Source organism: Niallia sp. Sow4_A1 (genome assembly GCF_052116745.1).
GTDB lineage: Bacteria > Bacillota > Bacilli > Bacillales > Cytobacillaceae > Niallia > Niallia hominis.
Genome location: NZ_JBQKKM010000009.1, coordinates 43627 through 59974 on the forward strand (window position 1 = coordinate 43627; position 16348 = coordinate 59974).

Consider the following 16348-nt stretch of genomic DNA (forward strand, 5'->3'; position numbering starts at 1 on the left):
CTCTCTTCAGACACCGCCAAAACGGCGTTGTCTGTTTTGAAATTCTTCGATTGCTTCTATTAAATGTTGGCCACTAAAATCTGGCCATAAGACTTCTGTAAAATAAAGTTCCGAATAAGCTATTTGCCATAGCATAAAATTACTTATTCTTATTTCCCCACTTGTACGAATTAATAAATCAGGCTCTATTATCTCTTCTGTCATTAAATAAGAGGCAAACATTTCTTCTGATAAGTTGTCTATCTCTATTTTCCCCGATTGACTATCTTTTACAACACCTTTAACAGCGTCTATGATTTCGGCTCGAGAACCATAATTCAAGGCAAAGTTTAATTGAAGACCAGTATTATGCTTTGTTTGTTCCACAGCACGATTTAAGGCATTAAGTGTAGACTCAGGCAATCCCTCTGTATAGCCAATCGCTGTTACACGAACATTTTTCTCTATTAATTCCGGCAAAAATGTACCAAGAAATTGTTCTGGAAGGGACAGTATATAATCCACTTCCGATTTTGGCCTTTTCCAATTTTCTGTAGAAAAGGCATATAGAGTTAACACTTTAATTCCAAGATCATTTGCGATGGTTGTAATCCGCTTAACGCATTTCATTCCTTCATGATGTCCAGCAATTCTCGGCAATTTTCTTTTTTTCGCCCATCGCCCATTACCATCCATGATAATCGCAACATGCTCTGGAATATTTCGCATTTTTAATGCAGATATGCGGTCTTGGAAATTAGAAGAAATTGGTTTCTTTTTCCATAACCTTATTTTGTTAAACATAAAATAGCTCCTCCAAAATAGATCCCTTTCGTATCTTACTATTAACAGTGATTATATGTATACAGTATATGATTTAAACTGTATCTGTTTATATTCTCTACTAAACAACTAGCTTTAAGATAATCATCATAATAACGATATTGCATAATACAAGGATCGACTTTTCTATTAAATTCTTCGTGTCCATAAACCTATCATATCCCCTAGTAAGATAACACAATAAGTTCCCTTTCTATATTATAGGAAAATAGTCAGCTTAAGCAACTAAGAATTAAAAAACTAGCTAGTTTTGGCTATTTTTGGACAAAAATTAATATTTTGGACAATTTTGATCCTTTTCAAATTGATTTATTTATACGTAATCACTTAACACTATTCTTGCTAGCTGGAGGAAGTTATTCCCTCTCTTATCTGCTTTAAACAACTTACTCTTAAATAGACAAAAAGTAATTTTAGAAAAGAAAGACATGAATTTGATGAAGAAAAAAACCCCCTATATAGTAGAGGGTTTCATCAACATATAAACAAATCTCGTTGATTTCCGCTCCAGACACACTTGCTTTTTTGGAGAGAAATGGGAGGAGCGCCTCCTTGGCTTATAGCTTGCAGGGATTTTTCCACTTCCCTCTCTTCCCGCAGAAGTTTAGTGTCCATTGCTGTAAGAATCAACTAAAGAATTCTCATTAGAATACACCTTAGTACCTTGCAGTGTTATACTTCTAAAATTTCTTTTTCTTTTTCTTTTGTTAACGCATCAACTTTACTAATGAATTCATCCGTTAATTTTTGGATATCTTCATTAAAGCCGCGTAGTGCATCTTCTGTGATTTCGCCGTTTTTTTCTAATTTCTTTAGATCATCATTACCGTCTCGGCGGATATTACGAATAGCAATTTTCGCTTCTTCGGACTCTTTTTTCACGTTCTTTACTAATTCCTTACGACGCTCTTCTGTAAGCATTGGAATAGAAAGACGGATAACACTTCCATCGTTTGAAGGATTTAATCCAATATCAGATTTAAGAATTGCTTTTTCAATATCTCCAAGAATCGTTTTATCATACGGTTGAATTACAAGCAACCTAGCTTCTGGAACACTAATACCAGCAATTTGATTGATTGGTGTTGGTGCACCATAATAATCTACTGTAATTCGATCTAATAAGGAAGCATTAGCTCTACCTGCACGAATACTTGCAAGCTCACGTGAATAGCTTTGAATCGCTTTATTCATTTTTTCCTTTGTATTTGCAATAACTTGTTTAGGCATTATTTTTCCCCCTCACGATTGTTCCAATTGTCTCACCCATTACCGCTCTCTTAATATTGCCGTCTTCCATGATAGAGAACACGATTAACGGAATGTCATTATCCATACATAATGATGAAGCAGTTGAATCCATTACTGCAAGACCGTCTTTAATCACATCAAAATAAGTAAGTTCTTCAAATTTCGTTGCAGTTTTATCTACTTTCGGATCTGCTGAATATACACCGTCCACATTATTTTTTGCCATTAAAATAACGTCTGCCTCTATTTCAGCAGCTCTTAGGGCAGCTGTTGTATCTGTTGAGAAATAAGGGTTTCCAGTTCCTGCAGCAAAAATCACAACACGTTTCTTCTCAAGATGTCGAATGGCACGTCTTCTAATATAAGGCTCCGCTACCTGTCTCATTTCAATTGAAGATTGTACACGTGTTTCAATGCCCATTTGCTCTAAACTATCTTGAAGTGCCAATGAATTCATAACAGTAGCAAGCATTCCCATATAATCAGCGTTCGCTCGGTCCATTCCCATTTCTTCCCCGATTTTACCGCGCCAAATATTTCCACCGCCAACAACTACAGCCGCTTCTACACCAAGATCTGCAACTTCCTTCACTTGCTGTGCTACGTTTTTGATTACACTTGGATTGATACCAAATCCAGCTTCACCAGCTAATGCTTCACCACTTAATTTCAGAACAACACGTTTATATTTTGGATTACTACTCATGGAAACCTCCGCTATATTTGAAATATCTTGAAAAATAGGGAACACCGTGGTGCCCCCTATGATAACATGAATTAATCAATCATTTATTTATTATTATTTCTTATTTACTTGGTTCATAACTTCTTCAGCGAAGTTATCTTCACGTTTTTCGATTCCTTCTCCCACTTCGTAACGAACGAATTCACGTAAAGTAGCACCTTTAGATTCTACAAATTGACGAACCTTTTGGTCAGGGTTTTTAACAAATGTTTGATCAAGTGCACATACATCTTCAAAATATTTGCTTAAGCGGCCTTCAACCATTTTCTCAACGATTTTAGCTGGTTTTCCTTCGTTAAGCGCTTGTTGTGTTAATACTTCTTTCTCATGTGCCACTTCTTCTTGAGAAACTTGGTCACGAGATACATATTTAGGATTTAATGCAGCAATGTGCATCGCAACATCTTTAGCAGCAGAATCATCAGTAGTTCCTTCTAATACAGTTAGAACACCAATGCGTCCGCCCATGTGAAGATAAGCACCAAATGAATCATTATCTGTTTTTGTTTTGATTTCAAAACGACGTAGAGATAATTTTTCACCGATTTTAGCGATTGCTGCATTGATATGTGATTCAACTGTTGTACCTTCCGTAATGTTTGAAGCATGTGCTTCTTCTACAGTTGCAGGTTTAGTTGCTAATAAATGTGTAGCAAGTTCGTTTACTAAGTTTTGAAAACCTTCGTTTTTCGCAACGAAATCAGTTTCAGAGTTTACTTCAAGAATAACTGCTTCATTACCTTCTACAGCGATATAAGTTGAACCTTCAGCAGCTACACGGTCTGCTTTCTTAGCAGCACTTGCAATACCTTTTTCACGTAAGAAGTCAATCGCTTTATCTAAATCTCCATTCGTTTCAGTAAGTGCTTTTTTACAATCCATCATTCCAGCACCAGTTTTTTCACGTAGTTCTTTTACCATTTGAGCTGTAACAGCCATAGTAATTTGCCTCCTTAAGGTTTATGTATTATTTTTTTTACCATTTTATTTCACTTTTAAGCAGGATGCTTGAAAAAAAGGTGATAAGAGGGATGCTCTTTATCACCTTTTCCACAAGTCCCTAAACAAATACTTATTATCCATTAAGTTCAATCAAATTGATCCTAAACTCATTCGTAACAAGTCATGCGGTTCTATTAAGCAGAAGTTACTTCTTCGCCTTGTTTAGCTTCAAGAATTGCATCTGCCATTTTTGCAGTTAATAATTTAACAGCACGGATTGCATCATCATTCGCAGGAATAACAACATCAATTTCGTCTGGATCACAGTTAGTATCAACAATACCAACGATTGGAATATTTAATTTATGAGCTTCTGCAACTGCAATACGTTCTTTACGTGGATCTACGATGAATAAGCAGTCAGGAATCTTCTTCATATCTTTAATTCCGCCTAGGAATTTTTCTAAACGCTCAAGCTCTTTGTTTAATTGAACTACTTCTTTTTTAGGAAGTACTTCAAAAGTGCCATCTTCAGACATTCTTTCGATATCTTTAAGACGAGCAATACGCTTTTGAATCGTTTCAAAGTTAGTTAAAGTTCCACCTAACCAGCGTTGGTTTACATAGTATTGACCAGAACGGATAGCTTCCTCTTTAACTGAATCTTGTGCTTGCTTTTTCGTACCAACGAAAAGAACTGTACCGCCGTTTCCAGCTAATTCTTTCACATAGTTATAAGCTTCTTCAACCTTTTTAACTGTTTTTTGAAGGTCGATGATGTAAATGCCGTTACGCTCTGTGAAAATATATTTTTTCATTTTTGGGTTCCAACGGCGAGTTTGGTGACCGAAATGTACACCAGCTTCAAGTAATTGTTTCATTGAAATAACTGACATGTTTTTTCCTCCTAATGGTTTTGATTTCCTCCGCTTTTTTCATTTTTAATCAAAACTGTAAATAATACAGCACCAATGATTAAATCCAAAAGCGTGTGTATTAACACCATTTGTTAATATAGCATATGTACTACATACAATCAAGTATATTTACGAATTTTGTCTAAATTTAAGGAGTAGCTCCATTTCTGTCTTCCCTTTATTTAATGTTTTCGCTATTTCCTCAATGCTTTTTCCTTCTGCTTGCATCTCAGAGGCTAATTCAGCAATAGACTTTTCCTTCTTTTCTTTCTCTGGCGGAAGGATTAAGTTCAACAGCTCTTCCATATCTTCCTTCTCTAGTCTATCTTCTTTATTATTTTCTCGTTCAGACGGAGAAGGAGAGGTATTTTTATATACATTTAACATGGCTTTATTCCCTTTCAACTCTTTCGGCTTAAAGTCAACGTTTGTCGCATCATCCATCTCTTTTTCCTCTCGCTTCTCCTGTTGTATTACTTTAGGTTGGAATGAATAAAGCTTTTCGATAAACTGTTCATTATCCTCTTTAATTTCCGATATAAAGGTAGAAATTATTTCTTCCATTTCCTCTATATTCTTTTTCTGTTCTTTTTCTATGTCGACAAACCGATTTTGTCTAAGATATAAAATGACAATACTAAGTATAGCGATTAAATTTAATGTAATGCTTAAAAAAAGTAAAAAGTTAACCATTTTATCCCTCTATCCACTAAAGTCGATACTTTGTCCCTTATATGGGTGTATCGTGGTATTCTCTATTTCGTTAAACTCCTTCTTTTCTTCACTCCTTGTTTGTTCGTGAAGGTGTTTATCTCCCTTTTTATTAGAATTGACTTTTCCCTTTCCTTCTCCCTTTATGACCGTTATTCTTTTTCTTTCCTCTTCTTTTCCAGCTTCTTTGGCAGCGAAAGAATACATTTGCTGATGTTTCTGATCTTGTTGTTCTTGAAGCTTTCCTGCATCATAAGTTCTTGGTAGAGCAACTTGCATTTCTATTGCCTTCAAACTCATATGCCTTCACCCATTTCATTAGATTACTTTTTCTAAAGAATGCCTTAATTTAAAGATAGCTTTTGAATGTATCTGCGATATTCTTGAAGTGGATAAATTCATTACTTGTCCAATTTCCGTTAACGTTAATTCCTCTTTATAAAACAAACTAATAACAAGCTGTTCTTTCTCATTTAGCTCCTGAATTTTTTCTGCCATTTCTTGCACTAATTCATCCTTGATAACTTTTTCTTCTGGAATAATGGTTTTATCATCTCGGATTGAAAAACTTTGTGCCTCTTTCTCCTCCCCCTCATTTAGCTGCTCATCAATAGATAGCACGTTGGCAAAAAAGTGTTCATTCATCGTACTATACACTTCTTCAACACTTGTGCCTAATTCATCAGCAACTTCCTGTGCAGTGATATTTCTCATTAATTTTTGTTCCAGTTTTTCAATTGCGGCTTCAATCTTCTTTGACTTTTCCCTTGTCCCCCTTGATAACCAGTCTTCCTTCCGAAGGCCATCAATAATACTTCCTCTAATCCGAAAAGATGCATATGTATCAAACTTTAAGTCTCTATTTGGATCAAATCGTTGTAAAGCATCATATAAACCCATCATCCCGAGGCTCGTTAATTCGTCTCGCGACACACTTTTCGGTAATCCTATGGATATTCTTTGCACATGAAAACTAACTAAAGGCATATACTTCTTTATTAACTGGTTGCCTGCTTCTTGATCTCTCGAACTAATCCACAATTCCCATGCTTGCTTTTCTTCTGTTGTTGACTCATTGGCCATTAAATACCCTCCTCTAAAAAACAGTGAACATTAACATTCGCACTAAATCTTTTCTGTCTATAATCGTAAAGGAGAAAGAGACTTTCATTCTTTCCTTTCCTTTTTCTACAAGAAAACTACATTTATAAAGCCATTCACTAAAATGAACACTCATCAGCAGGCTTTCCCCTTCTCCCACTAATGGTCAGCTGAATCCTCGGACATGTAAGGACGGTTCGTCTCCCTGTTATCTTTTGAATTATAAAAAGCAAGAAGTGAGAGTCTTACTTATGTTTAGGAGTAGGAACAGAGAATAGGTCGTCCCATTTTTTCATTTTCGTGCTTTTTATTTTTATCCTTTACATTCCTATCCATTCAGCAAAAAAATAAGAATTATAATTAAGATACTTCGTCCCTTTTTATGTATATATTTCACTATTGATTTTAGCAGAAGACATGATTTTTTATCTATCCTTTCTAATACCGCTACAAAAAATAGGTATAAAGACTTATTATAAATTTGCTTCAAAAATAAGAAGTTTTCTTTTCGGCCACAATATGTTCACAGAATCTCGATGGGAGCATTCCAGTTAAACTGCTATAGTATTTATTCAATAAAAAAGCAGCAAAAAAAGACTAGCTCTTAACAAAGAATAACCTATAGAATAGGAATTCTTTTTAACGAGAGACAGTCTTATTCTTCACTCCTATTCGGTTCATTAAACAAACTACTTTCGTCCAACTTAGATAATATGTATTCCTTTGTTCACCGTACGAATCGTTAATTGATGGGTAGCTGGGGAAAATTCAATTGTTCTTCCGCTATTCCCCCCTACATCTTCACTAACTATTTTAATCCTTAATGCTTCCAATGTATTTTTCACTGCTTCTACATTTCTAGGACCTATTCTCATAACATCGCTTGTTCCATTAAACTGAAACATTTGCGCTCCGCCAGCAATTTTGGCTAATAAGGAATGTCTTTTTACCCCTAACCCTTCTAAACGTTCCACTAATTCAATAATCGCTGTATCTGCAAATTTAGCCTTATTTATAGTTCCAGATTTTGAAATAGACGCTTCTGGCAGCATGATATGTGCTAATCCAGCAATAGATTTCATTGGACTATATAATACAATTCCTACACAGGATCCGAGTCCTGAGGTTCGAATCGTGTTAGGAGGATGTACCACATTCATATCAGCAATTCCAACTTTTATCACTGTAGTCTGTTCAGTCACCATCTTTCACTCCTAATGACTGAAATAATGTGCTAAAAGAGTCTGGATCAGGCAATAAAAAGAAATGTCCATTTACAGTATCAGAAAGCTTAATATCTTCTCCATTCAATTCTGTATTGATGACAATTGCATAATCGCTTACTTGTGAATGTTCGACTAATCCATATGTAACAATCGCGCCAACCATGTCAATGGCAAGCGCTGGAACAGATGGATATAAGGATAGCTGCGTGAAATCGGATAAGGAAGATAAATAGGAACCAGATAAAATATTTCCCAATTCCTGTAATGCTGAAATAGATAACTCATCATATGGCAGTGCAAAGTTAACAGAAGTATCTCCAATCATATCCTGGACAAATTTAGTTGCCTGCTCGATAGGAAGAATAAAGAACATACTTCCAGGAACATCGCCCTCTATTCTTAAGAAAACTCCTGCAACAATATTATCTGCCCCTCCAGCCATTTCCATCATTTCATCAAATGTTACAATTTGAACATCAGGCACCTTCATATCAATCTTTTTATTAAGGAGCTTTGACAAAGAGGTTGCAGCGTGTCCTGCCCCAATATTACCAATTTCTCTTAATACATCAAGCTTCATTGAATCAATATCATTTATATAACCCATGCTTATTCATCACTTTTAGTAGTAGAATAATTTCTTAAAATAGTGCGGTCAAACACTTTTTCTAAATCTACAAGAATTAGTAAACGTTTATCAAGCTTGACTACCCCTTTAATATAATCAACCTCATCCCCATTAATGGTTTCTGGAGCTGGCTCATATAAAGCAGTATCTACATCTACAACATCATTGGCTGAATCAACAATAATGCCTACTTCCATATCTTCTAACATAATAATGATGATTCTTGTACTTTCTGTGTAAGGAATTTCTTCCAAATTAAACCGAAGCCGTAAATCAATAATCGGCGTTACTACTCCTCTTAAATTAATCACACCTTTAACAAAAGGAGCGATATTTGGAATTCTAGTAATATGCATATTCTTTTCAATGGACATGACTTCATTGACAGAAATAGCATATTCCTTTCCTTTCAATTCAAATATTATTAATTTTTCGTCTGTTGAAACTGCATCACTCATCTTTTTCATCCCTCTCCAATTAACCTTATCTACATACTAAAGCCAAAGAGTCTTTATCATCACCTAAGTGATGCTTTATGTCATTTTATAGCATGCATTAACATTTCCACCATTTGATGTGTTTGCCATATTAATGGGTATTATGTTTGCTACATAGACATACATCTTTTATAAGAGAATTATTTAATTAATGCATTACAATCCATTATTAGTGCTACTTGTCCATCACCCAAAATGGTTGCCCCAGATATTGCATATGCACTTGAAAGGTAAGCACCTAATGACTTTAATACAACTTCTTGCTGTCCGATAAATCCATCCACAACAAGACCTGCGAGTTTTTCTCCTTTTCTTACGATAACAACTGAATAATATTCACTTTCCGCTTTTGTTGATGGAACATCAAAAATATCTTTTAAGAATAATAATGGAACCACTTTACCTCGGAAATCAATGACTGTCTGATTATGGGCATGCATTACATCCTTTTTATAAACAATGGCTGTCTCAATAATCGATGACAATGGAATGGCATACTTTTCAGCTTGAATTTCTACTAGCATTACAGAAATAATCGATAGGGTTAATGGTAATTGAATAGAGAATAGCGATCCTTTTCCTTCTTCTGATTCGATTGTGATGGAACCACCTAAAGATTCTATTGTATTTTTTACAACATCAAGTCCTACGCCACGTCCCGAAATATCTGAGATTTGGTCTGCGGTAGAAAACCCAGATGCAAAAATAAGTTCAGCAATTTGCGAATCCGTTAATGTCTTAGCTATTTCTTTTGAAACAATGCCTTTATTAATAGCTTTAGAAAGAACTTTCTCTTTATTTATCCCTGCTCCATCATCTTCGAGCTCAATAAAAACATGGTTCCCGCTATGATATGCACGAAGAACGACTGTCCCTTCTTCATGTTTATTATTTGCTCTTCTAACCTCTGGTGTTTCCACTCCATGATCAAGCGCATTGCGGATTAAATGAACTAACGGATCGCCAATTTCGTCAATAACCGTACGATCGAGTTCTGTTTCAGCACCAATGATTTGCAAGTCAATTTTCTTATTTAAATCACGAGCAAGCTGTCTTACCATTCTTGGAAAACGATTAAACACGGTTTCAACAGGAACCATTCGCATATTCAAAATAATATTTTGCAGGTCTCCTGTTACTCTTGACATTCTCTCCACGGTTTCATGCAGCTCTTGATCTTTGAGATTAGAAGATATTTGCTCTAATCTTCCTCTGTCTATAACAAGCTCCTCAAAAAGATTCATCAAAATATCTAAACGCTCAATATTAACACGAATGGTCTTATTCGAAATTTTAGTCGCCGTTTGTTTCTCTGGCTGCTTATTTTCTGCAGGAGCATCATTTTCTGCAACAGGAGTATTTTTCTTTTCTTCCTGCCCTTCCTCCACCACATTCATTTCAGTTGTAGATTGGTCTGCTTGCTTACCTGATATACTAGTTGCAAAAAACTCTCTTACTTCTACCTTTTCTACTTCTGAAACTTTCATGATAGATGTTTCTATTTTATTAGCTGCTTCTTTTGATATAAGAGTTACCATAAAGTCATAATCAAACTTTTCTTCCTCTAGCTCATCTACAGCTGGCACCGATTTAACAACTTCTCCTAATGATTCTAAAGCTTCAAAAATCATATATACTCTTGCAGCTTTTAATAAACAGTCGCTTTTCAATGTAATATTAATTTCATAAGTAAAAAAACCTTGATCTGCTGATTGTTGTAATACGGTCGTTTCAAATTGATCATAATGATTTTCTCTTGCTGGAGCTTTTTCTATAGTAGTAGCGGCAACCTCAACCTCCGCTTTCTTAAGTTGATTTATCGGTTCACCTTTTTCGATTTGAACAAGCTTTTCAACAACTTCCTCTACATTTCTCTTTCCGTCTCCACCACTAGCAATTGATTCTACCATCGCATCAAGATCATCGACAGCTAAGAAAATGACATCCAATATTTCTGGAGAAAAAACAATCTTCTTATTTCTGATTGCATCAAGCACATTTTCCATTTGATGGGTTAAGCTTGCTAAGTCCTCATACCCCATTGTCGCCGACATCCCTTTTAAAGTATGGGCTGCACGGAAAATCTCATTTACTATTTGTAAATTCTCAGGATCCTTTTCCAATTCTAATAGATGTTCATTACATGCTTGTAAATGTTCTTTACTCTCTTCAATAAAAACTTCTAAATACTGACTCATTTCCACCTTGCTTCACATCCCTTGACGTTATACATATTTCATAATAGTTTCCGCAATTTGATCTACCTTTTGAATATCATCTATATAATTCGTGGCAATAGCTGTTTTAGGCATTCCAAAAACTATACATGTTTCTTGCGACTCAGCGATAGCCTTTAGATAGCCTTGTCTTGCTAATTTCTTTAAACCCTCTGTACCATCAGAACCCATACCAGTCATAATAACTGCAATTTTTGCATAGGCTTTCAATTCGCTAACAGACTCAAACATTACATCTACTGATGGCCGATGACCGTTTAGAGGTGCTGCTTCGTCCAACACAATGGCTGTATGACCTCCAGCTGTCTTTACCTTTAAATGCAAACCACCTGGCGCGATATAGGCAACACCATTACGGATAATTTCGCCATGTTCGGCCTCCTTTACTGTAATCGCCGATAACGTATTAAGGCGATTTGCAAGCGAACGGGTAAATCCTGCTGGCATATGCTGAACGACTAAAATCGGTGCTTCTATATCACTTGGTAAACTAGTTAAAACTTTTTGCAACGCTCTTGGACCACCTGTCGATGTTCCAATAACCACTACTTTTTTCATAGGTTTCATCCATTTATCTGAAAAACCTATCTTTTGTACTACTTTCTCTTTTTCTTCGCTTGGTTCCATTTTACTATAAGAAGATTGTGAAGGAATAGTCTTTTTTCCTTCATTAGAGAGATTTATTAATGTTTTTCGCTTTACATTGCTTGCCAAAATTATTTTTTCTATTAATTCCTGCTTTACTTTATATAAATCTAGAGAAATAGAACCAGATGGCTTTGTAATAAAATCAATTGCACCTGCCTGCATTGCCTGAATGGTACTTTCCGCTCCCGCCTTCGTTATACTTGAAAGCATTAGAACTGGTACAGGATGCTCTGCCATCATTCTCTTTAAAGCACTTAGTCCATCTAATACTGGCATCTCAACATCAAGAGTTACCACATCAGGAGCTAATTCCTTGACTTTTTTAATGCCATCCTCGCCATTTCTAGCGGTGCCAATAACGGTTATTCTCGTGTCTTCAGAAAGAAAATCAGTAATTAGCTTCCGCATAAATGCAGAATCGTCAATAACGAGAACCTTTATTTTCTCCACTTTAATCCCCAACTACCTTTCAAACAAAAACCTTTTTAATTTTGACACAAAAGAGTGTCTATTAACTAGATGAGATTCTGTAAACTGTTGTTTACCATATCTATCGGCAATTTCACGCAAAGCTTTAGATGCTTCTGATTTTTCATTAAAAAAGACGAAAGGAATTTGTTTTCTGACAGCCTGTGCAACATTTGTATCATCTGGAATATAGCCTAGGTTAATAAGATCTCGATGTAAAAATTGTTTCACTACTTGACTAAGCTTTTGGAGTGTCTCCACTCCATCTTTTTTCGTTATCGTACGATTAACGACAAGATACAATGGAAGTGTATTGTTCCTCGTATGAATGAATTTCATCGCTGCATAAGCATCTGTTATCGATGTCGGTTCCGGCGTAGTGATGACAATACAATCATCAACAGATAATATGAATTTTAAGGAATCCGTACTGATTCCTGCTCCCATATCAAGGAGGATATAATCATATTGGCTTAACAACATATGAAAATGCTGAAAGAAACTTTCAAGCTTCTCCTCCTCGATATTAACAAAATCACTAAGTCCAGAACCACCTGCAATATAATCTAGTCCCTCGAACCCCTTTGTAATAATATTCTCAAAGCCGATATTATTTCTAAAAAAATCAACGATTGTAAAACGAGATTGGGTTCCCATTAAAATATCAATATTGCCCATTCCTATATCCATGTCAATTAACAATGTACGGTAGCCCCGTTTTTGTAACGTGAGGGCAAAATTAAGAGAAAAATTTGATTTCCCAACCCCACCTTTTCCACTTATAATGGCTAATGTTTTGTGATTGGACTGATTTTTACGATTTGTATTCAATTGCTCGATTTTTTTTCTTAAGATTGAAGCCTGATCTGTCATCCTTAATCTACCTCAATTATTTTATTTACCAGCTCTATTGGCGTTGCTTGGATAATATCGTCAGGAACATTCTGCCCTGTCGTAATATAGGCAACACCCTTTTTGCATGAAACGATTAAATTGATCATTGCTCCATAAGAAGACGTTTCGTCTAATTTTGTAAAAATAAATGAGTCGATTTCAATTGCTGAAAATTGTTGATATATCTCTTCTAAGTCTTTCTGCTTTGCCGTCAACGATAGAACAAGCAATGTTTCCATTTCTCTTTTATAATCGACAACTTGCATCAAATCTTCAACATATTTTTTATTTCGAAAATTTCTTCCTGCTGTATCAATTAAAATAATATCGCAATTTTCTAATTTCCTTGTTGCGTTTTCAAAATCTTCCATCGAATAGCAAACCTCAAGGGGAACATCCAAAATAGTTGCATATGTTTTAAGCTGTTCAATCGCTCCAATCCTGTATGTATCTGTCGTAATAAAGCCTACCGTTTTTTGTTGCTTTAAAATTATATTTGCTGCTATTTTTGCTAAAGTTGTTGTCTTTCCTACACCGGTAGGACCAATTACATTAATATATTTTTTGGATAAAGAGATTTCTCCAAAGGAATAGGAGGAAATTTCCGTTAATAGAAGCTGTTGTGCCCATTTAAAAACATCAGGTTCTTGTACATTTTCCCCTGCTGCATACCATTTAGCCACAAGTTCTTTAACCAATCTGTCTTTAATGGATTTTTCTATTTCATGTTTTGCTAATTGGTGCACTACTTTTTTTATAGGAGTAGGGATGGAGAAGGAGACATTGCTACTTAAGTCTCCAAATGCTTGTACATGTTGATTAATTTCATCAAGTTGCTTTACGATATCCGGATAATCAGCACTCCCTTTCCCATTCACTGACTGATCTATACTAGGTTGATCAAAAGATTTTGTGTTAGGTGGTTGTTCTTTTATTAATATTGGATGCCGCACCTCGTTCTTCTTCATTTGTTTATATTGAGGAACGGGCACATCCGAAACACTTGGATCAATTGCTGCAAGGACTTCTATGTTTCTTTTTTTAAAAAGGCCTAAGAAGCCTCCTGTATAAATCACTTTAGAATGAAGAATAACGGCATCATTTCCTAATTCAGCTCGAATTCTTTTCATAGCTTCCGGCATATCACGTGCTATATATTTTTGTATTTTCATTCGATATTCACAACTCCCACACTTTGAACTTCCACATTTGCTTCTAATTCATTGTACGATAATACTGGAACTTGTGGAAAATAGCGTTCTGTCAATTGTCTTACATACATACGAACAGCTGGTGAGCATAAAAGAATCGGTAGCTGTTCCATGACAGACAGTTGCTCAATTTGTCCTGCGATGCTTTCTAAAATGGACTGAGAAACACTTGGATCAAGTGCCAAAAAGTTTCCATGTTCTGTTTGTTGTATATTATCCACTATTAGTTTTTCCACTTTTCCTGATAAAGTTACAACTTTTAGGGAATCATTTTGATTTGAATATTGATTGGTTATTTGACGAGCTAATGATTGTCTTACATACTCAACAAGTAAATCTGTATCAGATGTCATCTTCCCAAAGTCTGCTAATGTTTCAAAAATCACTGGCAAATTGCGGATAGAAACATTTTCTTTTAACAATTTTGCGAGAACCTTTTGGATTTCTCCTATAGATAACGGACTAGGTGTCACTTCTTCAATTAAGATTGGGTAGCTTTCCTTCACATGATCCACTAATTGTTTTGTCTCTTGTCTGCCTAATAATTCATAAGCATTTGCCTTAATAACCTCCGTAATATGGGTCGATACGACAGATGGCGGATCTACTACTGTATATCCAAATATTTCTGCTTGTTCCTTTGTGCTTTCTGTAATCCATTTAGCTGGTAGCCCAAAGGATGGCTCAATAGTATCAATACCTTCTATAGCATCATCATCCATCCCTGGACTCATTGCTAAATAATGATCCAACAATAGCTCTCCGCGCGCTCTCTCATTCCCTTTTATTTTTAACCGATATTCATTTGGCTGTAATTGAATATTATCTCTTATACGGACAACAGGTATTACCAGTCCTAATTCTATTGCTAGTTGTCTCCTAATCATAACAACTCGATCTAACAGGTCTCCACCTTGATTAGCATCTGCAAGCGGAATCAGTCCATATCCAAACTCAAATTCAATTGGATCCACATTTAATAAACTAACGACACTTTCTGGACTCTTCAACTCATCTGTCTGTATTTCTTCCTCCATCTCTTGCATCTGCTCCAAATCAGGCTTTGGCTTTATCGACAAGTAATAGGCACCAAAGATAAGAAGTCCTGCAATAGGAATGGTTAAAAAGTCATCTATCGGTGTAAATAATCCTAAGAGAAAAATGGTTCCGCCAGCAACATACAGCATTTTCGGATAAGCCATTAGCTGTGATGTAATATCAGAACCTAGGTTACCTTCAGAAGCAGCTCTTGTTACCACAATACCTGTTGCAGTAGAAATTAATAATGCAGGTATTTGGCTGACAATTCCGTCCCCTACTGAAAGTAAAGAAAAGTGCTGGGCAGCATCTGCGGTTGCCATTCCAAGCTGGGTCATTCCAATTACAATTCCAAAAATCAGGTTGATAAAAACAATAATAATACCAGCAATGGCATCCCCTTTAACGAATTTACTGGCACCATCCATAGAACCGTAAAAATCTGCTTCTCTACTTACTTTTTCTCGACGCTGTCTTGCTTCTTGCTCGGAAATAATTCCAGCATTTAAATCAGCATCAATACTCATTTGCTTCCCTGGCATAGCATCTAATGTAAAACGAGCTGCGACTTCTGATACACGCTCTGAACCTTTCGTAATAACTACAAATTGAATGATAACCAGAATTAAAAAGACCACTAACCCAACAACAATATTTCCGCCAATAACAAAGGTTCCAAAGGTATGTACTACCCCACCTGCATCCCCTGTAGATAAAATGGATCTAGTAGTGGATACATTAAGCCCTAGTCGAAAAAGGGTTGTTAATAGCAAAAGCGAAGGGAAAATAGAGAATTCGAGAGCTTCACTCATATTCATAGTTAATAATAGGATGAGTAGCGCCAATGTAATATTAAGTAAGATAAGAACACTTAATAACCACGTTGGAAATGGAATAATTAACATTGCAATAATGAGAATTACTCCTATCACTACGATTAAGTCTTTCCTTGCCATTTCTTCCGCTCCTTAAAAACGCACATTTGATTCCTTATTATTTACAATAATTCATT

The 16348-nt window shown here is 35.7% G+C and carries 17 protein-coding genes; all 17 read right to left on the minus strand.

Annotated features, from left to right (window positions below; all coding sequences use genetic code 11):
• Positions 1-6 precede the first annotated feature (6 nt).
• The 17 genes from ACTQ5K_RS07050 to flhA all read right to left on the minus strand — a co-directional run bounded on the left by ACTQ5K_RS07050 (position 7) and on the right by flhA (position 16292).
• Positions 7-783 carry an isoprenyl transferase gene (locus tag ACTQ5K_RS07050; protein ID WP_031534544.1) on the minus strand — a complete coding sequence of 259 codons (777 nt, stop codon included), beginning with the start codon at positions 781-783 and terminating at the stop codon, positions 7-9.
• Positions 784-1494: 711 nt separating this feature from the next.
• Positions 1495-2052 carry a ribosome recycling factor gene (gene frr / locus ACTQ5K_RS07055; protein ID WP_031534542.1) on the minus strand — a complete coding sequence of 186 codons (558 nt, stop codon included), beginning with the start codon at positions 2050-2052 and terminating at the stop codon, positions 1495-1497.
• Positions 2045-2779, minus strand: coding sequence for a UMP kinase (pyrH, locus tag ACTQ5K_RS07060; protein ID WP_031534539.1), 735 nt, complete (start codon positions 2777-2779; stop codon positions 2045-2047). Before pyrH ends, frr begins: the two co-directional genes overlap by 8 nt.
• A gap of 93 nt (positions 2780-2872) precedes the next feature.
• Positions 2873-3757, minus strand: a complete 885-nt coding sequence (tsf, locus tag ACTQ5K_RS07065; protein WP_031534538.1) for a translation elongation factor Ts — start codon at positions 3755-3757, stop codon at positions 2873-2875.
• 197 nt (positions 3758-3954) lie between these two features.
• Entirely contained in the window at positions 3955-4656 is a 702-nt protein-coding gene (gene rpsB / locus ACTQ5K_RS07070; RefSeq protein ID WP_031534537.1) for a 30S ribosomal protein S2, read from the minus strand.
• 150 nt (positions 4657-4806) lie between these two features.
• Positions 4807-5370, minus strand: a complete 564-nt coding sequence (locus ACTQ5K_RS07075) for a hypothetical protein (RefSeq protein WP_031534535.1) — start codon at positions 5368-5370, stop codon at positions 4807-4809.
• 9 nt (positions 5371-5379) lie between these two features.
• Positions 5380-5688 (minus strand): hypothetical protein, encoded by a 309-nt coding sequence (locus ACTQ5K_RS07080; RefSeq protein ID WP_031534533.1) that lies wholly within the window; start codon positions 5686-5688, stop codon positions 5380-5382.
• Positions 5689-5706: 18 nt separating this feature from the next.
• Positions 5707-6471: a FliA/WhiG family RNA polymerase sigma factor gene (locus ACTQ5K_RS07085; protein ID WP_031534531.1), complete on the minus strand. Its 765-nt coding sequence runs from the start codon at positions 6469-6471 to the stop codon at positions 5707-5709.
• A gap of 13 nt (positions 6472-6484) precedes the next feature.
• Entirely contained in the window at positions 6485-6625 is a 141-nt protein-coding gene (locus ACTQ5K_RS07090) for a hypothetical protein (RefSeq protein ID WP_204375760.1), read from the minus strand.
• 568 nt (positions 6626-7193) lie between these two features.
• On the minus strand, positions 7194-7691 hold the full coding sequence (locus ACTQ5K_RS07095; protein WP_081836533.1) for a chemotaxis protein CheD: 498 nt from the start codon (positions 7689-7691) through the stop codon (positions 7194-7196).
• A complete protein-coding gene (locus ACTQ5K_RS07100; RefSeq protein ID WP_031534528.1) occupies positions 7684-8322 on the minus strand; it encodes a chemotaxis protein CheC in 639 nt (212 codons plus the stop codon). The genes ACTQ5K_RS07095 and ACTQ5K_RS07100 overlap by 8 nt, the downstream gene beginning before the upstream one ends.
• Before the next feature lie 2 nt (positions 8323-8324).
• Positions 8325-8801, minus strand: a complete 477-nt coding sequence (locus ACTQ5K_RS07105; protein ID WP_035415917.1) for a chemotaxis protein CheW — start codon at positions 8799-8801, stop codon at positions 8325-8327.
• A 179-nt stretch (positions 8802-8980) separates the two neighbouring features.
• Positions 8981-11044: a chemotaxis protein CheA gene (locus ACTQ5K_RS07110; protein WP_031534524.1), complete on the minus strand. Its 2064-nt coding sequence runs from the start codon at positions 11042-11044 to the stop codon at positions 8981-8983.
• 21 nt (positions 11045-11065) lie between these two features.
• Entirely contained in the window at positions 11066-12175 is a 1110-nt protein-coding gene (locus ACTQ5K_RS07115; protein WP_031534523.1) for a protein-glutamate methylesterase/protein-glutamine glutaminase, read from the minus strand.
• 12 nt (positions 12176-12187) lie between these two features.
• Positions 12188-13066, minus strand: coding sequence for a MinD/ParA family protein (locus ACTQ5K_RS07120; protein WP_441993803.1), 879 nt, complete (start codon positions 13064-13066; stop codon positions 12188-12190).
• A gap of 2 nt (positions 13067-13068) precedes the next feature.
• Positions 13069-14259, minus strand: a complete 1191-nt coding sequence (gene flhF, locus ACTQ5K_RS07125; RefSeq protein WP_031534520.1) for a flagellar biosynthesis protein FlhF — start codon at positions 14257-14259, stop codon at positions 13069-13071.
• A complete protein-coding gene (flhA, locus tag ACTQ5K_RS07130; protein ID WP_031534518.1) occupies positions 14256-16292 on the minus strand; it encodes a flagellar biosynthesis protein FlhA in 2037 nt (678 codons plus the stop codon). Before flhA ends, flhF begins: the two co-directional genes overlap by 4 nt.
• Positions 16293-16348: the final 56 nt, after the last annotated feature.

Coding starts and splice junctions, on each gene's coding strand:
- ACTQ5K_RS07050 (WP_031534544.1), bottom strand. CDS start 783: ATGTTTAACAAAATAAGGTTATGGAAAAAGAAACCAATTTCTTCTAAT.
- frr (WP_031534542.1), bottom strand. CDS start 2,052: ATGCCTAAACAAGTTATTGCAAATACAAAGGAAAAAATGAATAAAGCG.
- pyrH (WP_031534539.1), bottom strand. CDS start 2,779: ATGAGTAGTAATCCAAAATATAAACGTGTTGTTCTGAAATTAAGTGGT.
- tsf (WP_031534538.1), bottom strand. CDS start 3,757: ATGGCTGTTACAGCTCAAATGGTAAAAGAACTACGTGAAAAAACTGGT.
- rpsB (WP_031534537.1), bottom strand. CDS start 4,656: ATGTCAGTTATTTCAATGAAACAATTACTTGAAGCTGGTGTACATTTC.
- ACTQ5K_RS07075 (WP_031534535.1), bottom strand. CDS start 5,370: ATGGTTAACTTTTTACTTTTTTTAAGCATTACATTAAATTTAATCGCT.
- ACTQ5K_RS07080 (WP_031534533.1), bottom strand. CDS start 5,688: ATGAGTTTGAAGGCAATAGAAATGCAAGTTGCTCTACCAAGAACTTAT.
- ACTQ5K_RS07085 (WP_031534531.1), bottom strand. CDS start 6,471: ATGGCCAATGAGTCAACAACAGAAGAAAAGCAAGCATGGGAATTGTGG.
- ACTQ5K_RS07090 (WP_204375760.1), bottom strand. CDS start 6,625: ATGAGTGTTCATTTTAGTGAATGGCTTTATAAATGTAGTTTTCTTGTA.
- ACTQ5K_RS07100 (WP_031534528.1), bottom strand. CDS start 8,322: ATGGGTTATATAAATGATATTGATTCAATGAAGCTTGATGTATTAAGA.
- ACTQ5K_RS07105 (WP_035415917.1), bottom strand. CDS start 8,801: ATGAGTGATGCAGTTTCAACAGACGAAAAATTAATAATATTTGAATTG.
- ACTQ5K_RS07120 (WP_441993803.1), bottom strand. CDS start 13,066: ATGACAGATCAGGCTTCAATCTTAAGAAAAAAAATCGAGCAATTGAAT.
- flhF (WP_031534520.1), bottom strand. CDS start 14,259: ATGAAAATACAAAAATATATAGCACGTGATATGCCGGAAGCTATGAAA.
- flhA (WP_031534518.1), bottom strand. CDS start 16,292: ATGGCAAGGAAAGACTTAATCGTAGTGATAGGAGTAATTCTCATTATT.